The 26,681-nt window shown below is 57.2% G+C and carries 24 protein-coding genes; 8 read left to right on the top strand and 16 right to left on the bottom strand.

The features are described from left to right. Positions 1-5: 5 nt before the first annotated feature. The 9 genes from recC to rppH all read right to left on the bottom strand — a co-directional run bounded on the left by recC (position 6) and on the right by rppH (position 10,209). The gene (recC, locus tag ABLV17_RS20510; protein ID WP_308958587.1) at positions 6-3,377 is read right to left on the bottom strand and encodes an exodeoxyribonuclease V subunit gamma; all 3,372 of its coding nucleotides are present in this window, start codon (positions 3,375-3,377) and stop codon (positions 6-8) included. 12 nt (positions 3,378-3,389) lie between these two features. Further along, on the bottom strand, positions 3,390-3,713 hold the full coding sequence (locus ABLV17_RS20505; RefSeq protein WP_213793496.1) for a prepilin-type N-terminal cleavage/methylation domain-containing protein: 324 nt from the start codon (positions 3,711-3,713) through the stop codon (positions 3,390-3,392). Next, on the bottom strand, positions 3,698-4,105 hold the full coding sequence (locus ABLV17_RS20500; protein WP_308958588.1) for a DUF2509 family protein: 408 nt from the start codon (positions 4,103-4,105) through the stop codon (positions 3,698-3,700). Before ABLV17_RS20500 ends, ABLV17_RS20505 begins: the two co-directional genes overlap by 16 nt. Then, a complete protein-coding gene (locus ABLV17_RS20495) occupies positions 4,102-4,665 on the bottom strand; it encodes a prepilin peptidase-dependent protein (RefSeq protein WP_308958589.1) in 564 nt (187 codons plus the stop codon). Before ABLV17_RS20495 ends, ABLV17_RS20500 begins: the two co-directional genes overlap by 4 nt. Then, positions 4,656-5,120: a prepilin peptidase-dependent protein gene (locus tag ABLV17_RS20490; protein ID WP_308958590.1), complete on the bottom strand. Its 465-nt coding sequence runs from the start codon at positions 5,118-5,120 to the stop codon at positions 4,656-4,658. The genes ABLV17_RS20495 and ABLV17_RS20490 overlap by 10 nt, the downstream gene beginning before the upstream one ends. Positions 5,121-5,306: 186 nt before the next feature. After that, positions 5,307-6,101, bottom strand: coding sequence for a thymidylate synthase (gene thyA / locus ABLV17_RS20485; RefSeq protein ID WP_045373795.1), 795 nt, complete (start codon positions 6,099-6,101; stop codon positions 5,307-5,309). Positions 6,102-6,107: 6 nt separating this feature from the next. Further along, on the bottom strand, positions 6,108-6,983 hold the full coding sequence (gene lgt / locus ABLV17_RS20480; protein ID WP_087858619.1) for a prolipoprotein diacylglyceryl transferase: 876 nt from the start codon (positions 6,981-6,983) through the stop codon (positions 6,108-6,110). A 436-nt stretch (positions 6,984-7,419) separates the two neighbouring features. Further along, a complete protein-coding gene (ptsP, locus tag ABLV17_RS20475; RefSeq protein WP_047078964.1) occupies positions 7,420-9,666 on the bottom strand; it encodes a phosphoenolpyruvate--protein phosphotransferase in 2,247 nt (748 codons plus the stop codon). 12 nt (positions 9,667-9,678) lie between these two features. Next, positions 9,679-10,209, bottom strand: a complete 531-nt coding sequence (gene rppH, locus ABLV17_RS20470; RefSeq protein WP_015703328.1) for an RNA pyrophosphohydrolase — start codon at positions 10,207-10,209, stop codon at positions 9,679-9,681. A gap of 453 nt (positions 10,210-10,662) precedes the next feature. Between rppH and ABLV17_RS20465 the strand changes: the two genes are divergently transcribed. The 5 genes from ABLV17_RS20465 (at position 10,663) to ABLV17_RS20445 (ending at position 14,000) form a co-directional block, all read left to right on the top strand. After that, positions 10,663-10,827 carry a hypothetical protein gene (locus tag ABLV17_RS20465; RefSeq protein ID WP_162750116.1) on the top strand — a complete coding sequence of 55 codons (165 nt, stop codon included), beginning with the start codon at positions 10,663-10,665 and terminating at the stop codon, positions 10,825-10,827. Between the two features lie 64 nt (positions 10,828-10,891). After that, positions 10,892-11,587, top strand: coding sequence for a DNA mismatch repair endonuclease MutH (gene mutH, locus ABLV17_RS20460; RefSeq protein WP_101705384.1), 696 nt, complete (start codon positions 10,892-10,894; stop codon positions 11,585-11,587). Positions 11,588-11,650: 63 nt separating this feature from the next. After that, complete coding sequence (locus tag ABLV17_RS20455) at positions 11,651-12,364, top strand: TerC family protein (protein WP_045396707.1); 714 nt, start codon at positions 11,651-11,653, stop codon at positions 12,362-12,364. 123 nt (positions 12,365-12,487) lie between these two features. Further along, a complete protein-coding gene (locus tag ABLV17_RS20450) occupies positions 12,488-12,706 on the top strand; it encodes a YgdI/YgdR family lipoprotein (protein WP_004867116.1) in 219 nt (72 codons plus the stop codon). A gap of 253 nt (positions 12,707-12,959) precedes the next feature. Continuing rightward, entirely contained in the window at positions 12,960-14,000 is a 1,041-nt protein-coding gene (locus ABLV17_RS20445; RefSeq protein ID WP_308958591.1) for an NADP(H)-dependent aldo-keto reductase, read from the top strand. 84 nt (positions 14,001-14,084) lie between these two features. Here ABLV17_RS20445 and lplT read toward each other — a convergent pair whose 3' ends face one another. Together lplT and aas are read right to left on the bottom strand one after the other, a co-directional pair. Further along, positions 14,085-15,278 carry a lysophospholipid transporter LplT gene (gene lplT, locus ABLV17_RS20440; protein WP_113372966.1) on the bottom strand — a complete coding sequence of 398 codons (1,194 nt, stop codon included), beginning with the start codon at positions 15,276-15,278 and terminating at the stop codon, positions 14,085-14,087. Then, positions 15,271-17,430 carry a bifunctional acyl-ACP--phospholipid O-acyltransferase/long-chain-fatty-acid--ACP ligase gene (gene aas / locus ABLV17_RS20435; RefSeq protein WP_113372967.1) on the bottom strand — a complete coding sequence of 720 codons (2,160 nt, stop codon included), beginning with the start codon at positions 17,428-17,430 and terminating at the stop codon, positions 15,271-15,273. The genes lplT and aas overlap by 8 nt, the downstream gene beginning before the upstream one ends. A 621-nt stretch (positions 17,431-18,051) precedes the next feature. On the opposite strand from aas, the gene galR reads away from it, so the two are divergent. Next, positions 18,052-19,068 (top strand): HTH-type transcriptional regulator GalR, encoded by a 1,017-nt coding sequence (gene galR, locus ABLV17_RS20430; protein ID WP_063416337.1) that lies wholly within the window; start codon positions 18,052-18,054, stop codon positions 19,066-19,068. Here the strand turns inward: galR and ABLV17_RS20425 are convergent. Beyond that, complete coding sequence (locus ABLV17_RS20425; RefSeq protein ID WP_348854571.1) at positions 19,029-19,508, bottom strand: GNAT family N-acetyltransferase; 480 nt, start codon at positions 19,506-19,508, stop codon at positions 19,029-19,031. The two genes, galR and ABLV17_RS20425, sit on opposite strands and share 40 nt — an antisense overlap. Before the next feature lie 197 nt (positions 19,509-19,705). Here ABLV17_RS20425 and ABLV17_RS20420 point away from each other — a divergent pair, with 197 nt between their 5' ends. After that, positions 19,706-20,707: a LacI family DNA-binding transcriptional regulator gene (locus tag ABLV17_RS20420; RefSeq protein WP_162750124.1), complete on the top strand. Its 1,002-nt coding sequence runs from the start codon at positions 19,706-19,708 to the stop codon at positions 20,705-20,707. Here ABLV17_RS20420 and lysA read toward each other — a convergent pair. Then, the gene (lysA, locus tag ABLV17_RS20415; protein ID WP_087859681.1) at positions 20,700-21,962 is read right to left on the bottom strand and encodes a diaminopimelate decarboxylase; all 1,263 of its coding nucleotides are present in this window, start codon (positions 21,960-21,962) and stop codon (positions 20,700-20,702) included. The two genes, ABLV17_RS20420 and lysA, sit on opposite strands and share 8 nt — an antisense overlap. A 136-nt stretch (positions 21,963-22,098) precedes the next feature. Here lysA and ABLV17_RS20410 point away from each other — a divergent pair, with 136 nt between their 5' ends. Next, positions 22,099-23,025 carry a LysR family transcriptional regulator gene (locus ABLV17_RS20410; RefSeq protein WP_087859682.1) on the top strand — a complete coding sequence of 309 codons (927 nt, stop codon included), beginning with the start codon at positions 22,099-22,101 and terminating at the stop codon, positions 23,023-23,025. Here ABLV17_RS20410 and ABLV17_RS20405 read toward each other — a convergent pair. The 3 genes from ABLV17_RS20405 to ABLV17_RS20395 all read right to left on the bottom strand — a co-directional run bounded on the left by ABLV17_RS20405 (position 23,012) and on the right by ABLV17_RS20395 (position 26,678). Further along, the gene (locus ABLV17_RS20405) at positions 23,012-23,704 is read right to left on the bottom strand and encodes an aspartate/glutamate racemase (protein ID WP_047039119.1); all 693 of its coding nucleotides are present in this window, start codon (positions 23,702-23,704) and stop codon (positions 23,012-23,014) included. The genes ABLV17_RS20410 and ABLV17_RS20405 overlap by 14 nt on opposite strands. Before the next feature lie 79 nt (positions 23,705-23,783). Continuing rightward, positions 23,784-25,139 (bottom strand): carbohydrate porin, encoded by a 1,356-nt coding sequence (locus ABLV17_RS20400; protein WP_308957860.1) that lies wholly within the window; start codon positions 25,137-25,139, stop codon positions 23,784-23,786. 108 nt (positions 25,140-25,247) lie between these two features. Beyond that, positions 25,248-26,678, bottom strand: coding sequence for a glycoside hydrolase family 32 protein (locus ABLV17_RS20395; RefSeq protein WP_308957859.1), 1,431 nt, complete (start codon positions 26,676-26,678; stop codon positions 25,248-25,250). Between the last annotated feature and the right edge of the window lie 3 nt (positions 26,679-26,681).

Below are 26,681 nucleotides of genomic sequence, written 5' to 3'. Positions count from 1 at the left end.
CAATTTTATTCGGACTGATGGAAACGAAATATCGGCAACAGATAACGCTGAGCCTGCGCGATAATCTCTTCATAGTACGCAGGCTCAAGAGTGCGCCACAGGCGCTGGTACCAGATATCGGCACCTTCGCCGCTCACCACCATATTACCTTCGTAGGTCTGAAGGAACTTACTGCGCGCTTTTTGTTGCGTTTCGTCATCCATTAACATGACATCCTTTTCCGCGTCATAACAGGCTTTTAGCCACGCGCCGCCGCTTTCCGGCAACAGCAGTAGCGGTTTTGACATCCCCTGCAGGTAGCCTTCTACCAGCTCATTCAGATACGCCTGCGCCTGCTCCGCGGCCAGCGGCGGGAAACGCCACTCGCCTTCCTTGCGCACGAACAAGCGGCTTTCGCCGAGACCGCCGCTAGCACAATAGACAAGATGTTCCAGCCAAAGTTGCACGCCCTGAGAGACGCTCAGCAGCGACGGCCGCCAGCGTAATAGCCCATCCGGCTGTACCTGCTGTAGCCAGCCGGTGAGATTGATACCGTTGCACTGTAGGTCAATCTCCATACTTTGCGCGGGCTGACGACTGGCGATAACCCGCTCAGCCAGGTTCTGCATTTCCTGACGCTGCGCCTCCCATGCCAGTTCGCCAAAGGCGCCAAAAGGCAGCTCACCCGCCGCACGAAAACGACGATACATCGCTGACGCATCCTGTTGTTCAATCAGCGTATTCAGCAACTGTTGGTTCAACTGGTAACGGCTTAGCCCTTCAAGTACGAAAGGCTCATCTTCGGGGATCTCGCTCTCTTCAGAGCGGAAATTCACCCGCAGACGCTGCTGGAAGAAAGCCCGCACCGGATGCTGCCAAAAGCGTAATAGTTGTTCAAACGGCAATGTGTCGATAGCAAGCGGCGCAAGCGGCTGGATAAATTCACTATGCGCCTCTCCCTGCTGGCTGGCGGCGGCCAGCCACTCTTTCGCATAGCTCTGATCTTCATCCGGCAGATAATTGGCGGCATCGAAAGGCATACGCGTATGCAGATGGATAATGTGCTCTTTAACGCGCCGTTCGCTGGCATCGCAGTCCAGCGCTTCATCGCCTTCAAGGCAGTGGCTCTGACCGATATAGTCCGCCAGTTCCTGTACCAGCACCGAAGGATAGCGCTCGCTGTTATCCTGAATTGAGCGGCCGATATAGCTGATGTATAGCTTCTGTTCGGCCGACATTAGCGCTTCCAGGAACAGGTAGCGGTCGTCGTCGCGACGGCTACGGTCGCCGCGCTGCGGTTTTTGGCTCATTAAATCGAAGCCCAGCGGCGCGAGAGTACGCGGGTAGACGCCGTCGTTCATCCCCAGCAGGCAGACAACTTTGAAGGGAATAGAACGCATCGGCATCAGGGTGCAGATATTCACCGGCCCGGCCAGGAAACGCTGGCTGATCCGCTGCTGATCGAGGCGCTGCGCCAGCTCATCACGCAGCAGCGATAGCGGCACGGCAGCCCCGTACTGCGCATCCAGCCCACCATCGATGATGGCTTGCCATTGCTGTTCAATCAGCGCCAGCGCCGCTTCGGTGTCGCTATCCGGCAGGAAGAAATCTGTGAGCAGATCGCGGCACACCGGCAGCCACTCTGTCAGCGGGCGATCCTGCGCCAGACCGCGGCGCCACAGATTGAGCTGCATCAGCAGCGAAGCGAGATTCCCCACCAGCTCGGCAATCAGTCCGCTGGATTCATCATAGGGCAGCACCGACTGCCACTCGCCCTGGCTGCTGTCCATCGCATACCCCAGCAGCATACGCGTTAACCCAAAACGCCAGGTATGCTGGCCGGTCGCCGGAAGATCCATTTCGCGCACGTTGTCGTCATCCATGCCCCAACGTACACCGGATTCATTGACCCACTGGCGCAGGTAGCGCAACCCCTCTTCATTGATATTGAAGCGCGCCGCCAGCACCGGCACATCCAGCAGCGCCAGCACGTCTTCACTGGCGAAGCGGCTGTCAGGCAGAGAAAGCAACGTGATAAACGCCTGTAACGCCGGGTGCGATTCCCGCGCCCGTCGGTCGGAAATCGCCCACGGCAGCCAGCGTTCGCCGCGCGCCGCGCCGAAAACCGCCTGAATATAGGGACTGTAGCTGTCGATATCGGCGACCATAACGATAATATCGCGCGGCGTCAGCGCCGGGTCTTCTTCCAGCATCGCCAGCAGCCGGTCATGCAGCACTTCCACTTCACGTTGCGGGCTATGGCAGACGTGGATAGCCAGGCTGCGGTCGTCATTCGCCAGCGGACGCTTACTCTTACTGCTGGCGAACTCTTGCGCGGTGCGTCCCGCCACCGCGGCGTTGCGCAGTTCCAGAATATCGGCCTGGAGATTATGTAGCAGGTTATCGGGGGCGATATCGACAAAGGCGTCCAGCTCTTCATAGCGCTCCAGCCCTGCCAGCAGATAGATATAATCGCGCCCGAGCTTGCCCCACGAGGCCAGCAGCGGATTGCCGACATCCTGCTCGCCATCATCATTAAACAATCCCGGCGCCTGTTCAGTGTCGCGGAACAGCGGCAGCTCGCGCGCCTCGCGGTGGTGGCGGCGCTGGCGCGACATCAGTTTGGCAAGAAACGCTGGATCTTTAATATCGCCCCAGTAGTAGCGACAGGGGTTGGTGAAGAGTACATAGACATCGACATGCTTACCCAGCGCCTGCAGGGCCTGCAAATACACCGGCGGCAGCGCCGAGATGCCGCAGATAAAGACCCGCGACGGCAGCCCGGCTGGCGGCTGGTCAGCATTTTCCAACGCGCTGATAAAGCGCTGGTACAGATTGGCGCGGTGCCACAGCGGTTGCCCAAGCTCTGCGGTGTATTCGACTAACGCTTTCCACAGCGGCGCCTGCCACTGCTGAGCGTCGCCCAGCCCGTCCACCCGTTCATCGGCCTCCCAGCGCATCAGCCACTCCGGGCGATAGACCAGATACTGGTCATACAGGTCGGCCACCCGCGCGGCAAGCTGGAACAGCTTACGTTTGTCGCTATCATCGCTCAGATAGTGGCGCAGTAATGTGAAGGCTTCATCGTCGAGATACTGCGGTAGCAGGGTCATCAGCTTCCAGCTCATGCTCTGTTTACTGAAGGCGCTCTCGCCGGGAATATCGTCTAGCACGCGAACGAACATATCCCAGATAAAGCTGGCCGGCAGCGGAAACTCGATATTCGCCGCAATACCGAAGCGCTTTGCCAGCGTCATCTGCAACCATTGCGCCATACCGGTACTTTGCACCAGCACCATTTCCGGCATGAAAGGGTCATCCAGCCGCTGGCGCTCGACGATAAACTCCATCAACGCTTCAAGCACATCCAGACGGTTTGAGTGGTACACCCTTAACATATTCGCTCCTGACTACTGATTTACCGGACAATGTAGCCGGTTCATCTGCACCCGCTTAGCGGCGGGCATGGTGATCGTTACCGTGATGCTGACACAACTTTGCCTGGATGTCTGCAAGCGGCTTATTTGCCCTTTCGCGGGCTGTGCCGGGGGAATGAGCTGGCTAAAGCGCCACGCTTCCCGCCACTGCTGGCGATAGGCGTTCAATTGAGCGGCGCCGCTGGCCAGCCCGCGGTGATAACCGCCAAGCGCCGCGATGGTCATGATTAACAGCGCCATCGCTAATAATGTCTCCGCCAGACTAAAACCGCGCTGGCGCGCTACGGCATCAGGCATAACGCACTCTCCTTTAACGGGCAAAAATCGCTCCATCCATGCGCTAAATAGCGCAGCACGCCCTGTTCAACCCATGCTGACTGCCACAGCTGTACTGTGCCGCTGCCGGCGATAAGCAGCGCGCGGCCATCATTAAAAAGCCGCAGGCACGCTCGCCAGCGTTGGCTGTTTTCCTGTTGACACACCACAGCGCTCTGCAGCGGCCAGTTCACCCCTTTGCCCCACTGCAGCGCCGACTGCGCGGCGGCCGTATCGCGAATCGCCTGGGTTTCGGCGCTCACCTGCGCCAGCAGCGATCGCTGCTGCTGGTTCATTCCCTGCAGCAGCAGGCTGCCCAGCGCCAGTAATAGCAGCACCATCAGTAGCGATGAAACTCCGCGCTGGCGTTTCACAGGTTGAACCCCGTTACCCGATATTGCGCCTCGGTGGAAATACGCGAGTCCGATTGCGCCTGCCCCCCCAGGGTAACGATAAGTTCAGGAGAGAACCCGCTTATCGCCTGCCGCTCAAGGTGAAAACTCGTTACCGTTATGGCTGCGGGATTGGTCATTTTCTCCCAATTTTTACCGCCGCAGTCAGTGACGCCGCGCCGCGTTTCCAGCGCCCCATCGCGCAGGCGAAAACCGGTAGAATCGGCATCGGCCTCCGGCGCCAGCTCCCAAATGCCGTTGCTGTTGCCATCCCAGCGAACAATAACGCACTGCCCGCCGTCGGCAATCACCAGCGCCTGACCATTACAGTGACCCGCGCAATATCCGGCGCGCTGCAAATGTTTGGCTAACGCATAGACCCGCTGCCATAGCTCATTTTCCAACGCCTGCTGCTGCGTTTGGCGAAGAATCTGGCGCTGTAGCGCCGGAAGGAAACGAGCGGCTCCGAGCAGTAATACCGAGCCAATCGCCATAGCAATCAGCGTTTCAATGAGCGAAAAACCGCGCGCCGCTACTGGCATAATTCCTCCCCTTCCCGACACAGGCGTATGCGCCCCCAGTTAGAGACAACGATCCGCCACGCTCCGCCATCGCTTTGCAGCAGGATATGGCCGGCCCAGGCGCTGTTGCGCAGGCCGTAAAAACCAATGCCCGCCGTCAAATGTTGCAGCGTAATTCCCGGCCATAGCGGCTGTAGGGTAAAAGGCGTTTTCGCGTGACAGTCAGCCTCCACCCCGCTTGCGCTCAGACACCAGCCGGCGGGCGATTGTCCGATGCTAATGACGCGGTCGCGGTTGTGCCAGTTGGCGTCATCGCGCAGCAGCACGAGATAATCGCGCACCTGGCAGGCGACCTGCCACAAGCGCTGTTGCTGTTGCCAGCGCTGCCAGCCGTACATACCGCTAGCGCTGAGGATGACCACCAGCATCATGGTGACCAGCATTTCAATTAGGGTGTAGCCATGCTGTCTGTTCATGGCGTCGAGTATGCGTTGCTCTGATTATCCATTCGAATGGTAAATCTACGGTTCGCGTCGCGGCTCGGGAAAAAATTCGCCAGTTGCAGGATATTGAGCGGCGTCAGGAATCAGGCTCGCAAAATTCTGCAAAGGGCATAAAAAAACCGGCGCTGCTGGCGCCGGTTTGTCATCACTACAGAGACGTTAAATCGCCACAGGCGCTTTAATTCCCGGATGCGGGTCATAACCTTCAATTTCGAAGTCTTCAAAACGGTAGTCGAAAATCGACGCCGGTTTGCGCTTAATGACCAGCTTCGGCAGCGGACGCGGTTCGCGGCTCAGCTGCAGGTTAGTCTGCTCCAGGTGATTGCTGTAGAGATGAGTGTCACCACCGGTCCAGACAAAATCGCCCACTTCCAGATCGCACTGCTGCGCCACCATATGCACCAGCAGCGCATAGCTGGCGATGTTGAACGGCAGGCCGAGGAACACGTCGCAGGAGCGCTGATACAGCTGGCAGGAGAGTTTGCCGTCGGCGACGTAGAACTGGAAGAACGCGTGGCACGGCGCCAGCGCCATTTTATCCAGCTCACCGACGTTCCATGCCGACACGATGATACGGCGGGAGTCCGGGTCATTTTTCAACTGTTCCATGACCGTGCCGATCTGGTCGATATGGCGGCCGTCCGGCGCGGGCCAGGAACGCCACTGTTTGCCGTAAACCGGCCCCAGATCGCCATTCTCATCCGCCCACTCGTCCCAGATGGTGACGTTATTTTCGTGCAGATAGGCAATGTTGGTGTCGCCCTGCAGGAACCATAGCAGTTCATGGATGATGGAGCGTAAATGACAGCGCTTGGTAGTCACCAGCGGGAAGCCTTCCTGCAGGTTAAAACGCATCTGATGGCCGAAGATAGAGATGGTGCCAGTGCCGGTGCGGTCATTTTTTGGCGTGCCCTCAGCGAGCACTTTCTGCATCAAATCAAGATACTGTTTCATGGTTCCTCAAGAGTTTTGTTGCTGCGGACGGTGACGATAAGCCCAAACCATCATAATGATACCCGCAAGCACCATCGGGATCGAAAGAATCTGCCCCATACTGATGTACTGCACCCAGCCGCCGGTAAACTGTGCGTCCGGCTGACGGAAGAATTCCACGATAATACGGAACAGGCCGTAGCCAATCAGGAACAGACCGGAAACGGAACCGGTCGGGCGCGGTTTACGGATAAACAGGTTCAGGATCAGGAACAGCACCACGCCTTCCAGCGCCAGCTCATAAAGCTGCGAGGCGTGACGCGGCAGCGCGCCGTAGGTATCGAATAATGATTGCCATTCCGGATGCGACGGCAGCAGCGCCAGGTCCTCAGCGCGCGAGCCCGGGAAAATCATCGCATAATGGAAGCTCGGGTCAACCCGGCCCCACAGCTCACCGTTGATAAAGTTGCCCAGACGCCCGGCGCCGAGGCCAAACGGGATCAGCGGCGCGATAAAATCGGAGACCTGGAAGAAGGTACGCTTGGTGCGTTTGGCGAAGATAATCATCACCAGAATCACGCCGATCAGGCCGCCGTGGAACGACATGCCGCCATCCCAGACGCGGAACAGATATAGCGGGTCGCTAAGGAAGACCGGCAGGTTGTAGAACATCACATAGCCGATACGGCCGCCGAGGAATACGCCGAGGAAGCCCGCGTAGAGCAGGTTTTCCACTTCATTTTTCGTCCAGCCGCTGCCCGGACGATTGGCCCGACGGGTGGCCAGCCACATCGCAAAGACGAAACCAACCAGGTACATTAAGCCGTACCAGTGGAGAGAGACCGGTCCAATGGAAAATATTACCGGATCGAACTCCGGAAAATGCAGGTAGCCACTATTCATCTGTCACCATAAAGACTTGTTATTCCGCCGAAAGTGGACAGCGGTGATGATCCGTGCCCGCTTAAAACGGGCACTCCGAAGGAGGCGAATGATAGCATAAGCGTGTAGTGCGATCCGCGCTGAACGTGTAAAAGATATGTATAAGGATGCTAACAGCGTGCGGTTTTTCCCCGGGCTCGCTACTCGCGGTGCCGTTTTTTTGTCGGGTGGCGGCTAACGCCTTACCCGACCTACGGTCCGTGCCATTGCGAGCTTAAGATCTCTACCTTGTCCCCATGGCTACTGAAACTGCCGGTGTTGGTGGCCTCAAAATCCCCGGTGGCGCTGCCGCTTACCGGGGCTACAGCACGATGCGATTTGGTAGCCCGGAGAAGGCGCAACGCGCCGCGTCCGGGAAAAACCCTTAAAAAGTTGCAAACCGATAACAGTATCTACGTTACCGTCCGCCGCGGATCAGGCCGCCGAGACCGCGGCGCTCCATAAACGCCGCCACCTGGTGGCGCACTTCCGTGGTCATCTGCGCTTCCAGACTGCGCCGTGACAGCTCCTGCGCTTCTTCGATATCGATACGGCGCAGCAGATATTTCACGCGCGCGACCGAACGGCCGTTCATCGACAAATGGCGATAGCCGAGGCCCACCAGGATGGTGACGCACATCGGGTCGCCGGCCATTTCGCCGCACAGGCGCAGATCGATACCAAAACGCTCGGCGTCATGGGCAATCATCGCCAGCGCCCGCAATACCGCAGGGTGCAGGCAGTCGTACATATTGGCGACGCGGGTATTATTGCGGTCGACCGCGAGGATGTATTGCGTCAGGTCATTGGTGCCGACGGAGATAAAGTCGATGCGGTTTGCCAACTGCGGCAGCATAAAGACCATTGACGGCACTTCCAGCATCACCCCAAGGCGCGGGCGCGGAATCGCGTAACCAATCATCTCTTCGACTTCGCGACTGGCGCGCTCGATCAGGCGGCGGGCTTCGTCAACCTCTTCGAGGCTGGTGACCATCGGCAGCAGGATGCTGAGATTGCCGGTGGCGGCATTAGCGCGCAGCATGGCGCGCACCTGGATCAAGAAGATCTCTGGCTGATCGAGCGTAATACGGATCCCGCGCCAACCAAGGCACGGGTTCTCTTCGCTAATCGGCATATACGGCAGTTGTTTATCGGCGCCGATATCCAGCGTTCGCAGGGTCACGGGCTTGCTGTTAAACATCTGCAGCATGCCCTGATACTGGGCGACCTGCTCCTCTTCGGAGGGGAAGCCGCTTTGTAACATAAACGGAATTTCGGTGCGGTAAAGCCCGATACCATCGATAAAGCTGCCGAGCTTCTCTTCATGCTCCGGGCTCAGGCCTGCGTTGAGCATCACTTTTACCCGTTCGCCGCTTTTCAGCTCGGAAGCGCGTTCAAGATCGTCTTCCGCCAGCCGGCTCAGCTCGTTCTCTTCGCTGATTAACCGCTGATACTCTTGTAGCAGCACCGGTTCGGGATCGACCAACAGATCGCCGCGATAGCCATCAACGATCAACGTATGGCCATGCAGCAGTGACGGCTGAATGTCGGCGCCCATTACCGTCGGGATGCCCAACGCACGCACCATGATAGCCGCGTGGGAGTTGGCCGCGCCGTCGCGCACCACCACCCCGACTAAGCGGTCCTGCGGCACTTCCGCAAGCGTGGTTGCCGACAGTTCATCGGCCACCAGAATAATGCGCTCAGGCCAGGTATTCGGCCCCTGGGTGGTGTCGTCGAGATGAAACAACAGCCGCTGCCCGAGAGTACGCAAATCCCCCGCCCGCTCTTTCAGGTAGCCATCACTGAGCGCGGCAAACTGCTCGGCAAATTTCTCAATGACTTTTTTCACCGCCCATTCAGCGACGGAGCCTTTGTCGACTTCATCGAATAGCTCACGGCGCAGGCGCGCATCGGATAACAGGTGCGAATAGAGGTCAAAAATAGCCGCCGTCTCTTTTTGCGCCCCGGCGGCGTAGCGCTTGCTGTAGCGACGAAACTCATTCGCCGCCTCTTCCAGCGCGCCGGTGAGACGTTCGCGCTCGGAAGCGGTATCCAGCGTCGAGGCCTCGTAGACCTGCTCCATCAACGGCAGGCTGGCATCCATCCAGCCTTCGGCAATCGCCACCCCGGATGATGCCGGCAGCGCGCGGATGCGGGTCTGGCGATACTGCCCAAACAGCGCATTTAACTGCGATTGGGAGAGAATAGCGGCCATCTGGGTGGCGAGGGTGACAAGGAAGGACTCTTCGCTTTCATCGAACTGGCGCAGTTCGCGCTGCTGAACCACCAGCACGCCCAGCAGCTGACGCCGCTGGATAATCGGCACGCCAAGGAAGGCGCGGAAGCGTTCCTCCTTAACGGCTGGAATATACTTAAAGCTGGGATGTTTTTGCGCATCGGCCAGGTTGATAGGCTCGGCCAGACGCCCCACCAGCCCCACGAGACCTTCATCAAATGCGAGTGCGACTGTGCGCCCGCGAGGTTTTTTCAGCCCGCGCGTGGCCATCAGGTAATAGCAGCGTCGATCGTTGTCAGCCAGGTAAACCGAACAAACTTCCGTTTCCATCGCTTTACAGACATCCGTAACCAGGATATCCAGCGCCTCGTTTAAACGCGGCGCGCTGGCGACCTTCTCGACTATTTCTCGCAACCGAGTGAGCATAATGTGCGTGGCTTAACCTCTTTTACGTCGATAAGCAGGCGCGCTTTGCGGCTTGGGTGTGGTTTCAGCAAGCGACATCGTGACGCCCGCGAACTCTTTCATCACCCGGCGGTAAACGTCGCGCTTAAACGACACCACCTGACGAACCGGGTACCAGTAGCTTACCCATCGCCAGCCATCAAACTCAGGTGTACTGCTGGTTTGCATATTAATAGCCGTATCGCTGCCGACCAGTTGTAGAAGAAACCACTTCTGCTTCTGACCGATACAAACCGGCTTTGTGTCCCAACGCACCAAACGTTTAGGCAGCTTGTAACGCAGCCAGTTACGGGTCGAGGCCAGGATCCGCACATCTTTGCGGCTTAACCCAACCTCTTCGAACAATTCCCGATACATTGCCTGCTCGGCGGACTCGCCTGGATTAATGCCCCCTTGCGGGAACTGCCACGAGTGCTGACCATAACGCCGGGCCCACATCACCTGGCCCTGACGGTTACAAATTACAATGCCGACATTTGGGCGGTAGCCATCGTCATCAATCACCGGACTACCTCAAAATAAGCTTCAATGTGAATGATTGTTTCACACTCGTTGGAAACGGTAAACCACTCTCTGTGTGGCGTGATAACGAATAACATTTGAATAACTCACAGTAATCACCCGAGTTATAAACAGTGAACGCCATCCCCGGGCCATTTTATTCACTTTTTCTGTGGATAGAGTTGTGAAGAAGTACGGAATTAACCAGGGAAAACCCGGAGTAGTCCGAACGACGTAGAGATGGAACCATTTAATAATGACATACTATTCATTAAGTTATCATACTTCTCGCCGACAAATTACAGCATAACGTGATGATCATCACATATGCGATCCGGCAACTGATGAAAGATCGAACAATGCCGCTTTTATCCACAGATAAAGCACATTCGTCGGGCACATTTTGTCTAAAAATTCGATTTTCGTCGCACGTCAAGGCTGTAAATCGAACCAGTAGTGAGGCTTTTCCCCAGTTATCCCATTTTTCTGTGGATAACATGGTGTAAGATCCTGTTCATTGTCAGTGACCAGTTCTGGAAAACCCGTTTTCACTGTTTTCACAAACGGAAAAATGAGAGAAAAAACATATATAAATCATTACATTGGTATAGTTACCCATAAAAAGGTAAACTCTATCCACAACGCACAAAAATAGCGCTCATTTTTTGACCAGAGGTTTTCTATCATGCCAGCCATCGCTCCGCTTACCGCTCCGCCGCAAAGTCAGGAGCAACTTCTTGCTCAGGCCCAGCGGCTGGCGGGTTATTCGCTGGGTGAACTGGCGGCGCTGGCAGGGATCCCTATTCCCCGCGATCTGAAACGCGATAAGGGCTGGATTGGCATCCTGCTGGAGATTTGGCTGGGCGCCAGCGCCGGAAGCAAACCCGAGCAGGATTTCGCCGCCTTAGGCGTGGAGCTGAAAACCATTCCCATTGACCGTCAGGGCCGACCTCTGGAGACCACGTTTGTTTGCGTAGCGCCGCTAACCGGTAATAGCGGCGTGACCTGGGAAAGCAGCCACGTACGGCATAAGCTGCAACGCGTGCTGTGGATCCCGGTAGAAGGCGAGCGCGAAATCCCGCTGGCGGAACGCCGCGTCGGCGCGCCGCTGCTGTGGACGCCGGACGAGGAAGAAGATCGCCAGTTGCGTATGGACTGGGAGGAGTTGATGGATCTTATCGTGCTCGGCCAGGTTGAACGAATCACCGCCCGCCACGGCGAAGTACTGCAGCTGCGCCCAAAAGCGGCCAACAGCAAAGCGCTAACGGAAGCGATCGGCGCCCACGGCGAGCCGATCCTCACCCTACCGCGCGGCTTTTATCTGAAAAAAAACTTCACCGCCGCGCTGCTTGCGCGTCATTTTCTCTTAGGCCATGAATAATTTTTTGTTCTGCCATAACGCCTGCATATAATTACCACTTTATTTTTTGCAGGACTTTTAACAATGTTATTTGCATGGATAACCGATCCTAACGCCTGGCTGGCGCTCGGCACGCTGACGCTGCTGGAGATCGTTCTCGGGATCGATAATATTATTTTTCTCTCTCTGGTTGTCGCTAAGCTTCCCACCGCTCAACGCGCCCATGCGCGGCGTATCGGTCTAATGGGAGCCATGCTGATGCGTCTCGGCCTGCTGGCGTCTATCGCCTGGGTCGTTAAGCTCACCAACCCGCTCTTCACCGTATTCGGGCAGGAGATCTCGTTTCGCGACCTGATCCTGCTGCTCGGCGGTCTGTTCCTGATCTGGAAAGCGAGTAAAGAGATCCACGAATCTATTGAAGGCGAGGAAGAAGGTCTTAAAACCAACGTCCACTCCTTCTTTGGCGCCATCGTGCAGATCATGCTGCTGGATATCATCTTCAGCCTTGATTCAGTCATTACCGCCGTGGGTCTCTCCGATCATCTGTTCATTATGATGGCCGCGGTGGTGATTGCGGTTGGGGTGATGATGTTTGCCGCGCGTCCGATCGGCGACTTCGTTGACCGTCACCCGTCGGTCAAAATGTTGGCCTTGTCGTTTCTGATCCTCGTCGGCTTCACCCTGATGCTGGAGAGCTTCGATGTGCATGTCCCGAAAGGTTACATCTACTTCGCGATGTTCTTCTCCATTGCGGTCGAGACGCTCAACCTGATGCGCAATAAGAAAAACCCGCTGTAAGCCACAAAATTGCAGTCCGGAAGCGGGCTGCAATCCTTTTTAAGACTTTACTGCTTTTTATGTCTCACAAATCAGGCTATTAATATACTGGTACGAGGTGCGGCCATAAGAGAGGTAATGACGATGAAAAAATGGGCAGTATTGATTTCCGCCGTAGGACTGGCGTTCTCGGTTTCCGGTTGCAGCAGCGATTATGTCATGGCGACAAAAGATGGACGTATGATTCTTACCGACGGTAAACCGGCGGTTGACGATGACACCGGTTTGATAAGCTACGAAGATCAGCAAGGCAATAAAATGCAGATCAACCGCGACGACGTGTCACAAATTATTAAGCGTTAAGCTTTTTCGTCGGTTAACCGCATATTTTCCGACAACCACAGCCACAGAAAAGAGTCGGGATCCCCCTGCTATATCCCCAGGGCAGCCCCCTTCAGGATCTCCAGACCCGGCTTTTTTGATATTTTCCCTTTCTCTTTTTCTCTCCCTCTGCCATGTTGTTATTCCCATCAGCCTGCAAGCGCTTTGAAGTTTGTGGGGAGATAGTTTTGTCGGGAAACTCCTGACCTTGTTGATAAAAATAAGGAAGCCGGCTATGCAGTATCACCGTATCCCACACAGTTCTCTTGAAATCAGCACGCTGGGGCTGGGCACAATGACGTTTGGTGAACAAAATAGCGAGGCCGACGCTCATGAACAGCTCGACTACGCCGTAAGTCAGGGAATCAACCTGATTGATGTCGCCGAAATGTATCCTGTCCCGCCGCGCCCGGAAACCCAGGGTCTGACCGAAACCTACGTCGGCAACTGGCTGGCGAAACGCGGCAACCGCGAAAAGCTGATTATCGCCTCTAAAGTCAGCGGTCCGGCGCGCAATAACGACAGCAGCATTCGCCCGAATCACGCGCTGGATCGCAAAAACATTCGCGACGCGCTGCACGACAGCCTCAAGCGTCTGCAAACCGATTATCTCGACCTCTATCAGGTACATTGGCCACAGCGCCAGACCAACTGTTTCGGCAAGCTCGGCTATACCTGGAGCGACTCCGCGCCGGTGGTCACCCTGCTCGATACGCTGGAAGCCCTCACCGAATTCCAGCGCGCCGGTAAAATCCGCTATATCGGCGTCTCTAACGAAACCGCCTTTGGCGTCATGCGCTATCTGCATCTGGCCGATAAGCACGACCTGCCGCGCATCGTCACGATTCAAAACCCGTACAGCCTGCTTAACCGCAGCTACGAAGTGGGGCTGGCGGAAGTGAGCCAATATGAGGGCGTTGAGCTGCTGGCGTATTCATGCCTGGCGTTCGGTACGCTGACCGGTAAGTACCTCAACGGCGCGCAGCCAGTCGGCGCACGCAATACGCTATTTAGCCGCTTTACCCGCTACAGCGGCGAGCAGGCGCAGAAAGCGGTGGCCGCTTATGTGGACATTGCCAAACGCCACAATCTCGATCCGGCGCAAATGGCGCTGGCCTTTGTGCGTCGCCAGCCGTTTGTCGCCAGCACCCTGCTCGGGGCCACGACCATGGAGCAGCTCAAGACCAACGTCGAAAGTTTGCATCTTGAGCTGAGCGAAGAGGTGTTAGCGGAGATTGAGGCGGTGCATAAGGTGTATACCTACCCGGCGCCGTAAGAGGGTAAAAACCCCGGGTAGCGGCTAACGCCTTACCCGGGCTACCGGAGAGCAGATATTTGTGAATCCATCCCTCTCCGGGGATTATTTACGCCGTCCCCACCACCACAGCGCAGCGATGGCTAGCGCAAAGACCGCGCCAAATCCTATCCCCACGCCAACCGGCGGGATCCCAACGCTGACCGCCAGCGAGTACAGCCCCAGCATTAGCAACATCGCCACGTTTTCGCCGAGGTTCTGTACCGCAATGGCGTTACCTGCGCCAACGGTATGTTTCCCGCGCTCCTGCAGCAGCGCGTTCAGCGGCACGATAAAGAAGCCGCCACACACCCCGAGCAGTAGCAGTAGGCCAAATGCCGGTAGTAGCGACTGCTGTACCGCGAAGACGATCACCGCGACGCCAATCAATATCCCGGCGGGCATACAGCGCGAGACGGTTTCCAGCGTGACCAGCTTCGCCGCCGCGCCAGCGCCAACCACAATCCCGACGGCGACCATCGCATTGAGGTAGGTCGGCATCGCGTTACTGGTGATCCCAAGCGCCACCGGCACCCAAATCACCAGCAGGAAGCGCAGCGTCACCCCCGCCCCCCAGAACAAGCTGGTGCCCATCAATGAGAAACGCGTTTCACTATTACGCCACAACGTCTTACAGGCGCTGAAGAAGCTATGCGTCATCGGCCTGAAACGCCACGATTGTCCAGGACGGGCCGCCGGTAGTTTCGGGATCCACAGGTTAGCAACCACTGCGCCGCCATAAACCAGCGCACAAACGATAAGCGCCGCCAGCACGTGCCAGTCCGCAAGAATACCGCCCGCCATCGAGCCCAGCAGGATCGCCGCGATGGTCGACGACTCCATCAGTCCGTTAGCCTTCACTAACTTATCGCCGGTGGTCAGTTCGCCCAGAATACCGTATTTCGCCGGCGAATAGGCCGCCGCGCCAATACCCACCAGCGTATAGCCGATAAACGGATTGACGCCAAAGCAAATACACCCGGCGCCGAGCAGCTTCAGGCCATTAGCGACCATCATCACCCGGCCTTTGGCGAAGCTATCGGCAAATTGCCCGACAAACGGCGCAAAGAGAATGTAAGCGCCCACAAACAACATCTGCAATACCGGCTGACTCCACTCCGGATAGTAGAGCTGCTTCATCAATGCCAGGGTGGCGAACAGCAGCGCATTATCGCCGAAGGCCGACAGGAACTGGGCGCAGATCACCGCCATCATCCCTTTCGAGTACAGTGAAGCGTTAGTGTGCACTGACTCACTCATGTGTATGTTCCGCCTCTTCAACCATGCCTTTCAGGGTGACAAAGTCCGGCTTGCCGCTGCCCAGTACCGGCAGCTGTTTCAGCCAACGAATATCGCGCGGTACCGCCAGCTCCGGTACGCCGTGTTCACGCGCGTAGCGCAGCAGCTTTTCGCGATTGAGTTCATTATCGGTGGTAAACAGCACCAGCGCCTCGCCTTTGCTGGCGTCCTGCTTAATGGCCGTGGCGTGCATTTTGTCCGGCGAGACCGCCAAAGCGACCTGCTCGACCATCTCCAGCGAGACCATCTCGCCGGCGATTTTGGCGAATCGCTTGGCGCGACCCTGAATACGGACGTAGCCCTGCTCGTCAAAGACGACGATATCGCCGGTGTCGTACCAGCCGCTCTCCACTTCACCGTGCTGGTTTTCCGCCGTCGGCGCTTCCAGCACGCCGGGGTTTTCTACCCGCAGATAGCCTTTCATGATGTTTGGCCCTTTCAACTGCAGGCGGCCCCCCTGCTCGATGCCCGGCATCGCCAGCAATCGGGCATCCATCCCCGGAAGAATGCGCCCGACGGTACCGACTTTCGCCGCCATCGGAACGTTGATGGAGACCACCGGCGCACATTCGGTCACGCCGTAGCCTTCAAGGATGCGCAGGCCAAATTTGTCCTGCCACAGCTGTTTGGTGCTGTCCTGCAGTTTTTCCGCCCCTGCCACCACATAGCGCAGACGATAAAAATCATATGGGTTGGCAAAGCGGGCATAGTTGGCGAGGAAGGTTGAGGTGCCGAACAACACGGTACAGTTACGATCGTAGACCAGCTCCGGCACCACCCGATAGTGCAGCGGGCTTGGATAGAGGAACACTTCCGCGCCGGTGAATAGCGGCGTCAGCAGGCCGACCGTCAGGCCGAAGGAGTGGAACAGCGGCAGCGCCGACATAAAGCGGTCGTTGGCGGTAAAATCGGCGATGGTTTTAATCTGTTCCACGTTAGCCAGCAGGCTTTTATGGCTATGCACCACCCCTTTTGGATTCCCCTCCGAGCCGGAGGTAAAGAGGATCATCGCCGCATCTTCCGGCTGCTGCTTGACCTGCGCCAGACGCGGCGCCAGCAAATGGCCAAATATCCACAGCTTGTCGGCGGTAGTGACATCGCCTTTCAGATCTTCCAGAAACACCCAGCGCACCTGAGTCAGCTGCTCCGGCAGGTGCCAGAGTTTGCCTTTATCGAGGAAGGTACGGGAAGTAAAAATGGTTTTGATTTCCGCGGCGGTAATCGCGCTGCTGAGTCCTTTGACGCCGGCGGTATAGTTCATCATTGCCGGGATACGCCCGCGGGCAATCGCGCCGAAAATCACCGCCGCGCTGATACCGGCGTTAGGCAGCATCAGGCCGATTTTCTCGCCCTGCGCACTGTATTTTTCCAGAATACGCGCGACGAACAGCGTTTTGGTCAACAGTTTCCGGTAGGTATCCGGCTGGAAATTAATATCTTCCACGCAGTTTTTACGCGCGCCAAAGCGGTCCTGCGCCGCCAGTAGCGACTCATACAGCGTTTCACGCGGGCGCACCGCCATGCGCGCTTCCATCATAATCTGGTGCAGCATTTCGCCGGCGATTTTTCGCCGATCGCGGGCGCGCGGCGCTTCCGGCATCGGCAGATGCGTCGGCGGCAGTAAATGGAGCTGAATACGCGGGAACAGGCGGCGTTTTACCAGCCCCTTAAGACGGCTGAACGGCGTAAGTTCGGCGCCTTCGATTCGCAGCGGCACAATGGTCGCTTTCGACTTCGCCGCCACAAACGCCGCGCCGTCGTAGATTTTCATCAGCGAACCGCTTACCGAAATACGCCCTTCCGGAAAGATAACCACCGGGCGCCCCTGCTCAATCAAGCGCACCAGATGCTTAATTGACATCGGCTTGGTGGGGTCCAGCGGAACAAAGTCGATAAGCGGCGTCAGCGCCCGCATAAACCAGCGCTGGCTAATCGAGGTATAGACCGCAAACACCGGCCGAACGGGCAGAAAGAGCGCCAGTAAAATACCGTCGAGAAATGAGACATGATTTGGCGTAATTAATACTTTTTCCTGATAGAGCGCCTGAGTGTCTCCGGTCAATCGTACCCGGTACAATCCTTTGAACAGTAATCGAAAAAATCCCAACAGCATAACGACTCCGCGTGGCTGATTTAGTATTCCGAGCAGGTTACATGAGAAGGCGGGGAAAAGCAGTGTGGGGGAAGAAAATTCAGAATAAAAAAAACCTGCGCATCCGCGCAGGTCGGTGCAAGATAATCAGTACGAAGTGCGTACTTAAGAAACTCACCAATCAATACCTCTGGGACCCTGATTGTCGCGTTTTTACCCGCGATCGCGCCAGCGCGAAAACGCAAGGGAATGAGCCTAAGTGCAACCAGGTATTACGATTTTCGCTATCTGTAACAGCATGAATAACAGGCAAAAAAAAACCTGCGCATCTGCGCAGGTTGGTGTAATTAAGTGGTCAACGTGACGTTGACTCCACCTATCAATACCTCTGGGATAGCCAGAGTATCAATGCAGCACTCAACGAAACCAGCGAACATTCGCAACAGCTAATCGCAAAGTGTAAGCAAAGATGAGAATTCTCTTTTCACCGTTGCATCCCACGCATTGTGCTGTGTAACTTTGTCACCGCTAATCCTTGTCTGCGTCACATTTGTATCAACCAGAATGGCCGTAGCCTTGAATCCGCTGCGCTTTCCCGTAACATAACTATCATGTAAACGCTTACCCTAAAAAAGGTCAGGTATGGCGACAATTAAGGATGTAGCCCGACTCGCAGGAGTCTCCGTCGCTACCGTCTCACGCGTTATCAACAACTCGCCAAAAGCGAGTGAAGCCTCTCGTCAGTCGGTAACGGCGGCGATGGAAACCCTGAACTACCACCCCAACGCCAACGCCCGCGCGCTGGCGCAGCAGTCAACGGAAACCATCGGTCTGGTGGTGGGCGACGTTTCCGATCCCTTCTTCGGCGCGATGGTTAAAGCCGTCGAGCAGGTGGCCTACAGCACCGGTAATTTTCTGCTTATCGGCAACGGCTATCACAATGTGCAAAAGGAACGTCAGGCAATTGAACAGCTGATCCGCCACCGCTGCGCGGCGCTGGTAGTGCACGCTAAAATGATCCCCGACGACGAGCTGGCGGGGCTGATGAAACAGATCCCCGGCATGGTGTTAATTAACCGCATCGTGCCGGGTTTCGAACAGCGTAGCGTGGCGCTCGATGACCGCTACGGCGCCTGGCTGGCGACGCGCCATCTGATTCAGCAGGGCCACAGCCGCATTGGCTATATCTGCTCTAACCACGCGATTTCCGATGCCGAAGACCGGCTGCAAGGTTATTACGATGCCCTGAAAGAGAGCGGCCTGCCCGTCAATGACCGGCTGGTCACCTTCGCCGAGCCTGACGAAAGCGGCGGCGAGCTGGCGATGACCGAGCTATTAGGCCGCGGCAGAAACTTTACCGCCGTCGCCTGTTACAACGATTCAATGGCCGCAGGCGCAATGGGGGTGCTCAACGATAACGGTATCGAGGTGCCGCAGGAAATTTCGCTGATTGGCTTCGATGACGTGCTGATCTCGCGCTACGTGCGCCCTCGCCTGACCACCGTGCGTTATCCGATCGTCACCATGGCGACCCAGGCGGCGGAGTTGGCCCTGGCATTGGCGGAACAGCGCCCGGCGCCGGAAATCACTCACCTCTTCAGCCCGACGCTGGTGCGCCGTCACTCGGTGATAACGCCCGCGGAAAGTGACAAGTCGTAGCGGTACAAGCTCACGGCGGTGGCCGGGTAATCCAGGCCCTCGCCGATATAGCGCCAGCCAAAGCGTTCGTAAAAGTCGCGGCAGGCGGAATAGAGATAAAGCTGCGGATAACCGCACTGGCGGGCATAGCCGATGACGTGCCGCTGCAGCTTCCCAGCCAGCCCCTGCCCGCGCGCCGTTTCGGCGACAAACAGTGCCGCCATCCAGGGAAACAGATCCTGACGGCTGAGCAAATCGCAACGCCACAGCCCTACGGTCCCCAGCAGCGCCTCGCCTTCGGTGGCGATAAAGGTCAGCGGCAGCGCCCCCGGCGTTTGGCTATGTTCAACAATACTGCTAAAAAACGCCTGCGGTAAGGCATCGCCGGCAAAAGCCTGCCATAGCCACTCCGCCACCTGCTGCCCATGCTGCGGCGCGGCGTACAACGGTTGAATCTGCATTTTTTCCCCCCTGTGAATCGATGAATTCTAGCGCGCCGCGCCCGCCCGCGCATCAAGGGTCTGAAAATGCCTTCAACAGGATTTCCGCAAAAAGCGTGATCGCGATAGTCTTTGCCGTCGTCAGGTTCATATCCCTCTGAATGACTGTGATAAACTGCGCCCTATCACCGGTTATCAGGAATCGACGAATGGCAACAATGCTGGATGTCTCAATACGCGCAGGCGTCTCGAAAGCGACGGTTTCCCGCGTGTTGAACGGCACAGGTCAGGTAAAAGAGAGTACCCGTCAACAGGTCTTCAAAGCGATGGAAGAGCTGGGCTACCGGCCTAATTTTCTCGCCCGTTCGCTGGCGAATCGCACCAGCAACAGCATTGGCCTGGTGGTATCGACATTCGACGGTTTTTACTTTGGCCGCTTACTGCAGCAGGCCTCGCGTCAAACGGAAGCCTGGGGCAAGCAGCTTATCGTCACCGATGGCCACGATGCGCCCGAGCGGGAAGAAGAAGCGGTGCAAATGTTGGCCGACCGTCAGTGTGACGCCATCGTGCTCTACACCCGCCATATGAGCGAACAGAAAATCATGTCGCTTATCGAAACCATTGAAACGCCGCTGGTGGTGATCAATCGCGATGTTAGCCAGGCGCGGGAACGCTGCGTGTTCTTTGAACAGCAGGAAGCGGCGTTTCAGGCCGTCGACTATCTGATTTCCCAGGGGCATCGCGATATCGCCTGCCTGACCGTGCCGATGCATACCCCAACGGGTAAAGCGCGCCTGGCGGGCTACCGCAGCGCGCTGGAAAAACACGGAATTGCGTGGGAACCGGCGCGGGTCAAGTACGGCGATTCAACGATGACCCGCGGTTATGAGCTGTGTCGGGAATTATTAGAAGAGAAAACGCCGTTTAGCGCGCTCTTCTCCTGTAACGATGATATGGCGTTGGGCGCCTCGAAAGCGCTATATCAGGCGGGGCTGCGCATTCCGCAGGACGTATCGCTCTTCGGCTTTGACGACGCTCCTAGCGCGAAGTGGCTGGAGCCGGGATTATCAACGGTTTATCTGCCGATCGACAATATGATTACCACCGCCATCGACCAGGCGATTAAGCTCGCCAACGCACAGCCGATCGAAACCATCCCGCCGTTCACCGGTACGCTGGTACTGCGTGAATCGGTGACGACGGGGCCATTCTTTAAATAAGCTCCAGCGCCAGCAGTTCTTCAATGGTCTGGCGACGGCGAATCAGGCGCGCGCTGCCGTTATCAAACAGCACTTCCGGTAGTAACGGGCGGCTGTTGTAGTTTGAAGACATCGATGCGCCGTAGGCGCCGGTATCGTGCAGCACCAGGTAATCCCCCGGCGAGACCGCCGGCAGCAGGCGAGTTTCCACTTTGCCGCCCTCCTGCTGGGTAAAGACGTCGCCGGATTCGCACAGCGGCCCCGCGACCACGGTTTCCAGCTGCGGTTCGCCGCTCAGGTCGCGCCCGTCCGCCGCCAGCGCGGTAATATGATGATAGCTGCCGTACATGGCCGGGCGCATCAGATCGTTAAAGCCGGCGTCGATCAGCACGAAGTGGCGGCTGCCCATCTCTTTCACGCTACGCACCTGTGATACCAGCACCCCGGATTCCGCCACCAGGAAACGCCCCGGCTCGATCTCCAGCTTCACCGGATGCCCCAGATGTTTGGCGATCTGCTCGCGCGCCGCATTCCACAGGCCAAAGTAGTGATCGGTATCGATCGCCTCTTCGCCTTCGTGATAGGGGATCGATAATCCGCCGCCGGCGGAGATCGCCTGCAGATCCTGACCAAACTCCACCACCTGGCGCACCATCGCGCCGCACACCTGCTCAAGATGGCCGTAATCGACGCCGGAGCCGATATGCATATGGATGCCGACCAGCTGCAGTGAATGGCGGCGAATCACCTCCAGCGCCTGCGGCAGCTGGCTAAACCAGATACCGTGTTTGCTGTTTTCACCGCCGGTATTGGTCTTCTGACTGTGGCCGTGGCCAAATCCTGGATTGACCCGCAGCCAGACGCGGTGGCCCGGCGAGACTTCACCCAGTTGGCTAAGCATATCCACGGATCCGGCATTCACTGGGATCTGTAATGCTTTCACCCGCTCGAGGGTCGCGCGATCGATCAGATCGGCGGTAAAGACGATATCGTCCGGATGCTGCACGGGATCGTAACCTGCCGCCAGCGCGCGTTCGATCTCGCCAAGCGACACCGAATCCACCTTCACGCCCTGCTCGCGCATCAGACGCAGAATATGAATATTGGAGCAGGCCTTCTGCGCAAAACGCACTACGTCAAACTGGCTAAGTTGGGCAATCTGGCGGCGGATAATCTGCGCGTCATAGACCCATACCGGGCAGCCGAACTCAGCGGGCAGGCGCAGTAGATTGTCGGCGGTCAGATCGGTATCGGTGGCGTTCAGCGAGCGTGGCATAAGGACTCCGGTGCGTGCGTGTGTTTGTCGATGTTTTTTCCGATTACGCCACAGCGGGAAGAGAATAAAAAATATCGTTTTGTCGCGAGTCTATGCAAAAATGATATGGCTATCTGATGCTAACCGGGAGCCGCCCATGCCTGCCGTCAACTTACGCCATATTGAGATTTTCCACGCGGTGATGACCACCGGCAACCTGACCGAAGCGGCGCGGATGCTGCACACCTCGCAGCCGACGGTCAGCCGTGAACTGGCGCGCTTTGAGAAAGTACTCGGCTTAAAGCTGTTTGACCGCGCCCGCGGCCGTCTGCAGCCGACGGTCCAGGGGCTGCGACTGTTTGAAGAAGTACAGCGCTCGTGGTACGGGCTCGATCGCATCGTTAGCGCCGCGGAGAGCCTGCGCGAATTCCGCCAGGGAGAGCTGTCGATAGCCTGTCTGCCGGTCTTTTCGCAGTCATTTCTGCCGCTGCTGCTGCAGCCGTTCCTCGCGCGCTATCCGGACGTCAGCCTGCAGATCGTGCCGCAGGAGTCGCCGTTGCTGGAGGAGTGGCTATCCGCCCAGCGCCACGATTTGGGGTTAACGGAAACGCTGCATACGCCGGCCGGCACCGAGCGCACGCCGCTGCTGACCTTAAATGAGGTCTGCGTACTGCCACAGGATCACCCGCTGGCCGCGAAAACCGAACTCACCCCCGCCGACTTCCACGGCGAAAACTATATCAGCCTGTCGCGCACCGACAGCTACCGCCAGCTGCTTGATGCGCTGTTTATGGAGCACCAGGTAAAACGACGGATGGTGGTGGAAACCCACAGCGCGGCGTCGATCTGCGCGATGGTGCGCGCCGGAGCGGGCATTTCGGTAGTCAACCCGCTCACCGCCCTCGACTACGCTGAGAGCGGCGTGGTGGTGCGGCGATTCAGCGTCGATGTGCCCTTTACCGTCAGCCTAATCCGCCCGCTACATCGCCCCGGTTCCGCGCTGGTCGACGCCTTTGTCCAGCATCTGCAAACCAGCCTGCCGCGTATCGAACAGCCGCTGGCGGCGGTACTTAAGAGAGCATAAATTCCACCGCGTCGGCGGCATGGATCGCCGCGGTATCAAATACCGGCAGCGGGCTACTCGTTTCCGGTACCAACAGGCCGATTTCGGTGCAGCCGAAGATAACGCCTTCCGCCCCCTGCGCCGCCAGCGCCTCGATGACCTGCAGATAATAGTCGCGCGAGGCGTCGCTAAAGGTGCCGAGGCACAGCTCATCAAAAATAATCTGATTGATGCGCGCCCGATCGTCGGCCTGCGGGATCAGCGTCTCAATGGCAAACTGCTGCTGCAGACGGCCGCGATAAAAATCCTGCTCCATGGTGTAGCGGGTACCCAATAGCGCGACCCGACGCTGGCCTTTAGCGCTGATAGCCCGCCCGGTGGCGTCGGCGATATGCAGGAACGGCACCTCGCAGCGGGCTTCAATCGCCTCAGCCACCTTATGCATGGTGTTGGTGCACAGCACGATGCCCTCGGCGCCAGCCTGCTGTAGCCCCAGCGCCGCCGCGGCGAGGATCTCGCCGGCGCGATCCCACTCCCCTGCCGACTGGCAGGCTTCAATCTCATGAAAATCAACGCTATGAAGCAACAGGCTGGCGGAATGCAGGCCGCCGAGCCGCGCTTTAATGCCTTCATTAATTAACCGGTAATAGGGAATGGTGGATTCCCAGCTCATGCCGCCCAGCAGGCCGATGGTTTTCATTATCTGCTCCTTTATGGTTTGCTCCAGTGAAGCAAACCTGCCGATAACTTTCCACTGTTGCTGTTGGGCGGCGGCCACATCAGAAGAAATATTTAAAGCGCACGCGCGCGCCATAGCGTTCGTCGGCGTTCCCGCCCTGTTGGGCCGACGAATCCAGCCATGAGGCATAGGCGCCGAGATAAATATTAAAGTTCGGCATATCCATGATATTCGGCAGTTGCCAGGAGGTATGAATCGTGTGGATGTCATAGCGGCCCGGCGTCAGAATCGCGCAGTCGCCATCGCACTCGCCGCTGACCCCCGCCATGTTGAACTGGTCGATTTTGTTGTGCGCGTAGATATATCCCAGCTCGACGCGATGCCACAGCGCGTTAATACCGGCGCTGAAATCCTCTTCATCCGCCGCGTCCAGATAAGCGGTGCTGAGATTCACCACCATGCCATCTTCGGCATCGGTTTTAAGCGTATTCCAGCTCATCGTCAGACCGTAACCGGTACGGCTGGACTGATCGACCCAGCGTCCATTCTGGTTTTGATAGCCATAAGCATTGTTCACCAGATTGCTCTCAACCGCCGCCGCCACCGACCACGGCCCGGACTGCCAGGCCGCCACCGGCCGCACGTAGACCACGTTTTTACGATTATCGAGCGCGTTGCCGTGGTAGTTTTGATCGACAAACAGCGAACTGCCGTCTTCCACCAGCGTGTTGAGCTCAAAGTACCAGTTATCGAGGTATTTGCTCAGCAGGAAATTACCGCCGCTGCTGCTACGCCCGCGCCCCTCTTTCATCATGTAGATATAACCGTAACCGTCGCTATAGAGATCGTTGGCGGTATTACCAGAGTATTCAATAAACGTATCCTGATTCAGCGGGAACATATCGTAGGCTTCAAAACGCCCCACTTTTATTTTCCAGTCATTTTCCTGACCAAAGAAAAATACGGCATCATCAAGATTCATTTTTCCGGTCATATCCGCCAGCGGCTGTACGCTAAAGCCGGAATATTTACCATTAGCGCCTTTACGTAAGCCATCGAACCCTAACAAAATACGCCCATTGATATCCCAACGTTCTTTATCCCCCGGCGCCCAGTTTTTATTCGCACTGGTTTTTACCGAGGTCAGGCTGCCGGTTCGGCTGGCGCCATCCATATTAAATTCAACATCACCGTAAAATTTTAAATCGACATCTTTATTCACCGCCAGCGCGGGCGCGGCAACCGTCGCGGGCGCTGGCGCGCTGCTTTTAGCCGTCGCGCGCTCCTGCTGCTTCAGTTCGCGGATTTCCGCCTCGGCGTTTTGCACACGCTGCTCGGTGGCTTTTAAGCGCTGCTCCATCTGCGCCAGGCGCTCCTCAAGCGAAAGCGTTTGCTGCGCGCCGGCGGCGGGAATAAATAAAGACGAGATAAGACATCCAACCCAGATTTTATTCATCGTTAGACCCTGCTTATTATATATTAAAGGTATTGTTTTATTATTTTGGTAAATATTAAATACCCGCCAGCGATTGCTAACGGGTGATTCTGGTTAATGACTCTTTAATTAGATATTCCACGCTCCGCCATCAATTAATGCCGCACTGCCGCTCCAGGAAAATAAAGCTAATTCCCGGCGCCGGGCATCAGGATAAATACGGCTGCTGAGGCAGGCTTCGCCATCATTGACGAAAACCTCAACGGATGAGCTATCGAAAAATAGCCGCAGCTTCAACGCCGAACCGGCCGGTAACGCAACGCTGCGGGTGCCGCACAAACCATATTGCGGATAGCGGCGCTCCAGCACCAGACGCTGCATCTGATTGTCGACATATACCCTCAGCCCTTCGCCAAAGCTCAAACCGTACTGCTCGGCGCCGCTATTGGCCGTATCCCAATGCAGGTTGACCTCCATGGTTTCGCAGTGCTCTACCATCGTCAGTTGCTGATTCTTCAACGAACTGACCGGCCACGGGAACCAGTCGCGGCGCAGGCCTTCCACCTCTTTTGCCGGACGCATCAATAACCGATTATTCGCGCCGAGGCTTAACTCGCGCGGCAGCGACAGCATACCGGCCCAACCGTCCTGCTGCTCCGGCAGCGGCGACTCCCACATGTCCAGCCAGCCGATAACAATTCGTCGGCCATCGGGGGTGAGGAAGCTTTGCGGCGCATAGAAATCGTGGCCGCTGTCGAGTTCGACAAACGCCTCTTCGCGGACAAAAGGTTGCCCCGGCTGCCAGTCTCCCAGCAGGTAGCCGCTCTGGAATAAATTGCACCGGGCAAAGCCGTCTGCGGCCATCCCCTGCGGCGAGAACATCAGCACCCGCTTGCCATCGAGTTCAAAGAAATCCGGGCACTCCCACATGTAGCCCATCCCCGCTTCGGCCTGGGCAAGAATACCGGCGTCCTGCCAGTGGCGCAGGTCGGCGGAACGGTACAACCGCACCTGGCCGACGTCGTCTACCCGCGCGCCGACCACCATGTACCAGCTTTCACCTTCACGCCATACTTTCGGGTCGCGAAAATGGTGCATCCCCGGCGGGGTATCAATGACCATCCCCTGGCGCTCAAAATGGATGCCGTCGCGGCTGGTCGCCAGACACTGGACCTGGTACAGATTATTTTCATCAGCGGGATCGCCATGAAATTTATGGCCGGTGTAGATAAGCGCCAGCGTATCACCATCAACCACCGCCGAGCCGGAGAAGCAGCCGTCTTTATCTTCCGGCCCTTCCGGCGCCAGCGCCACCGGCAGGTGTTCCCAATGCACAAGATCCTTGCTGCGCGCGTGGCCCCAGTGCATCGGCCCCCACTGGTTTGAATACGGGTGGTGCTGATAAAACGCGTGGTACCAGCCGTCGAACCATACCAGCCCATTGGGGTCGTTGATCCAGCCGGCACGGGCCGCCAGGTGATAACGCGGATACCAGCGCGGGTTGAGATCCACGCTTTTCGTCTGCAGTTCCCGCTCCGCGTTACTAATGGAATACATCATATT

Origin of the sequence: Klebsiella sp. CN_Kp091 (assembly GCF_040065095.1) — a bacterium.
Taxonomy (GTDB): domain Bacteria; phylum Pseudomonadota; class Gammaproteobacteria; order Enterobacterales; family Enterobacteriaceae; genus Klebsiella; species Klebsiella aerogenes.
Note: the sequence above shows the minus strand (reverse complement) of the source record. Positions and strands in the feature narration are given on the sequence as shown.

What these genes read in the sequence shown, in the direction of transcription:
- recC (WP_308958587.1), bottom strand. Translation starts at nt 3,377, where the DNA reads ATGTTAAGGGTGTACCACTCAAACCGTCTGGATGTGCTTGAAGCGTTG.
- ABLV17_RS20505 (WP_213793496.1), bottom strand. Translation starts at nt 3,713, where the DNA reads ATGCCTGATGCCGTAGCGCGCCAGCGCGGTTTTAGTCTGGCGGAGACA.
- ABLV17_RS20495 (WP_308958589.1), bottom strand. Translation starts at nt 4,665, where the DNA reads ATGCCAGTAGCGGCGCGCGGTTTTTCGCTCATTGAAACGCTGATTGCT.
- ABLV17_RS20490 (WP_308958590.1), bottom strand. Translation starts at nt 5,120, where the DNA reads ATGAACAGACAGCATGGCTACACCCTAATTGAAATGCTGGTCACCATG.
- thyA (WP_045373795.1), bottom strand. Translation starts at nt 6,101, where the DNA reads ATGAAACAGTATCTTGATTTGATGCAGAAAGTGCTCGCTGAGGGCACG.
- lgt (WP_087858619.1), bottom strand. Translation starts at nt 6,983, where the DNA reads ATGAATAGTGGCTACCTGCATTTTCCGGAGTTCGATCCGGTAATATTT.
- ptsP (WP_047078964.1), bottom strand. Translation starts at nt 9,666, where the DNA reads ATGCTCACTCGGTTGCGAGAAATAGTCGAGAAGGTCGCCAGCGCGCCG.
- mutH (WP_101705384.1), top strand. Translation starts at nt 10,892, where the DNA reads ATGCCAGCCATCGCTCCGCTTACCGCTCCGCCGCAAAGTCAGGAGCAA.
- ABLV17_RS20455 (WP_045396707.1), top strand. Translation starts at nt 11,651, where the DNA reads ATGTTATTTGCATGGATAACCGATCCTAACGCCTGGCTGGCGCTCGGC.
- ABLV17_RS20450 (WP_004867116.1), top strand. Translation starts at nt 12,488, where the DNA reads ATGAAAAAATGGGCAGTATTGATTTCCGCCGTAGGACTGGCGTTCTCG.
- ABLV17_RS20445 (WP_308958591.1), top strand. Translation starts at nt 12,960, where the DNA reads ATGCAGTATCACCGTATCCCACACAGTTCTCTTGAAATCAGCACGCTG.
- lplT (WP_113372966.1), bottom strand. Translation starts at nt 15,278, where the DNA reads ATGAGTGAGTCAGTGCACACTAACGCTTCACTGTACTCGAAAGGGATG.
- aas (WP_113372967.1), bottom strand. Translation starts at nt 17,430, where the DNA reads ATGCTGTTGGGATTTTTTCGATTACTGTTCAAAGGATTGTACCGGGTA.
- galR (WP_063416337.1), top strand. Translation starts at nt 18,052, where the DNA reads ATGGCGACAATTAAGGATGTAGCCCGACTCGCAGGAGTCTCCGTCGCT.
- ABLV17_RS20425 (WP_348854571.1), bottom strand. Translation starts at nt 19,508, where the DNA reads ATGCAGATTCAACCGTTGTACGCCGCGCCGCAGCATGGGCAGCAGGTG.
- ABLV17_RS20420 (WP_162750124.1), top strand. Translation starts at nt 19,706, where the DNA reads ATGCTGGATGTCTCAATACGCGCAGGCGTCTCGAAAGCGACGGTTTCC.
- lysA (WP_087859681.1), bottom strand. Translation starts at nt 21,962, where the DNA reads ATGCCACGCTCGCTGAACGCCACCGATACCGATCTGACCGCCGACAAT.
- ABLV17_RS20410 (WP_087859682.1), top strand. Translation starts at nt 22,099, where the DNA reads ATGCCTGCCGTCAACTTACGCCATATTGAGATTTTCCACGCGGTGATG.
- ABLV17_RS20405 (WP_047039119.1), bottom strand. Translation starts at nt 23,704, where the DNA reads ATGAAAACCATCGGCCTGCTGGGCGGCATGAGCTGGGAATCCACCATT.
- ABLV17_RS20400 (WP_308957860.1), bottom strand. Translation starts at nt 25,139, where the DNA reads ATGAATAAAATCTGGGTTGGATGTCTTATCTCGTCTTTATTTATTCCC.
- ABLV17_RS20395 (WP_308957859.1), bottom strand. Translation starts at nt 26,678, where the DNA reads ATGATGTATTCCATTAGTAACGCGGAGCGGGAACTGCAGACGAAAAGC.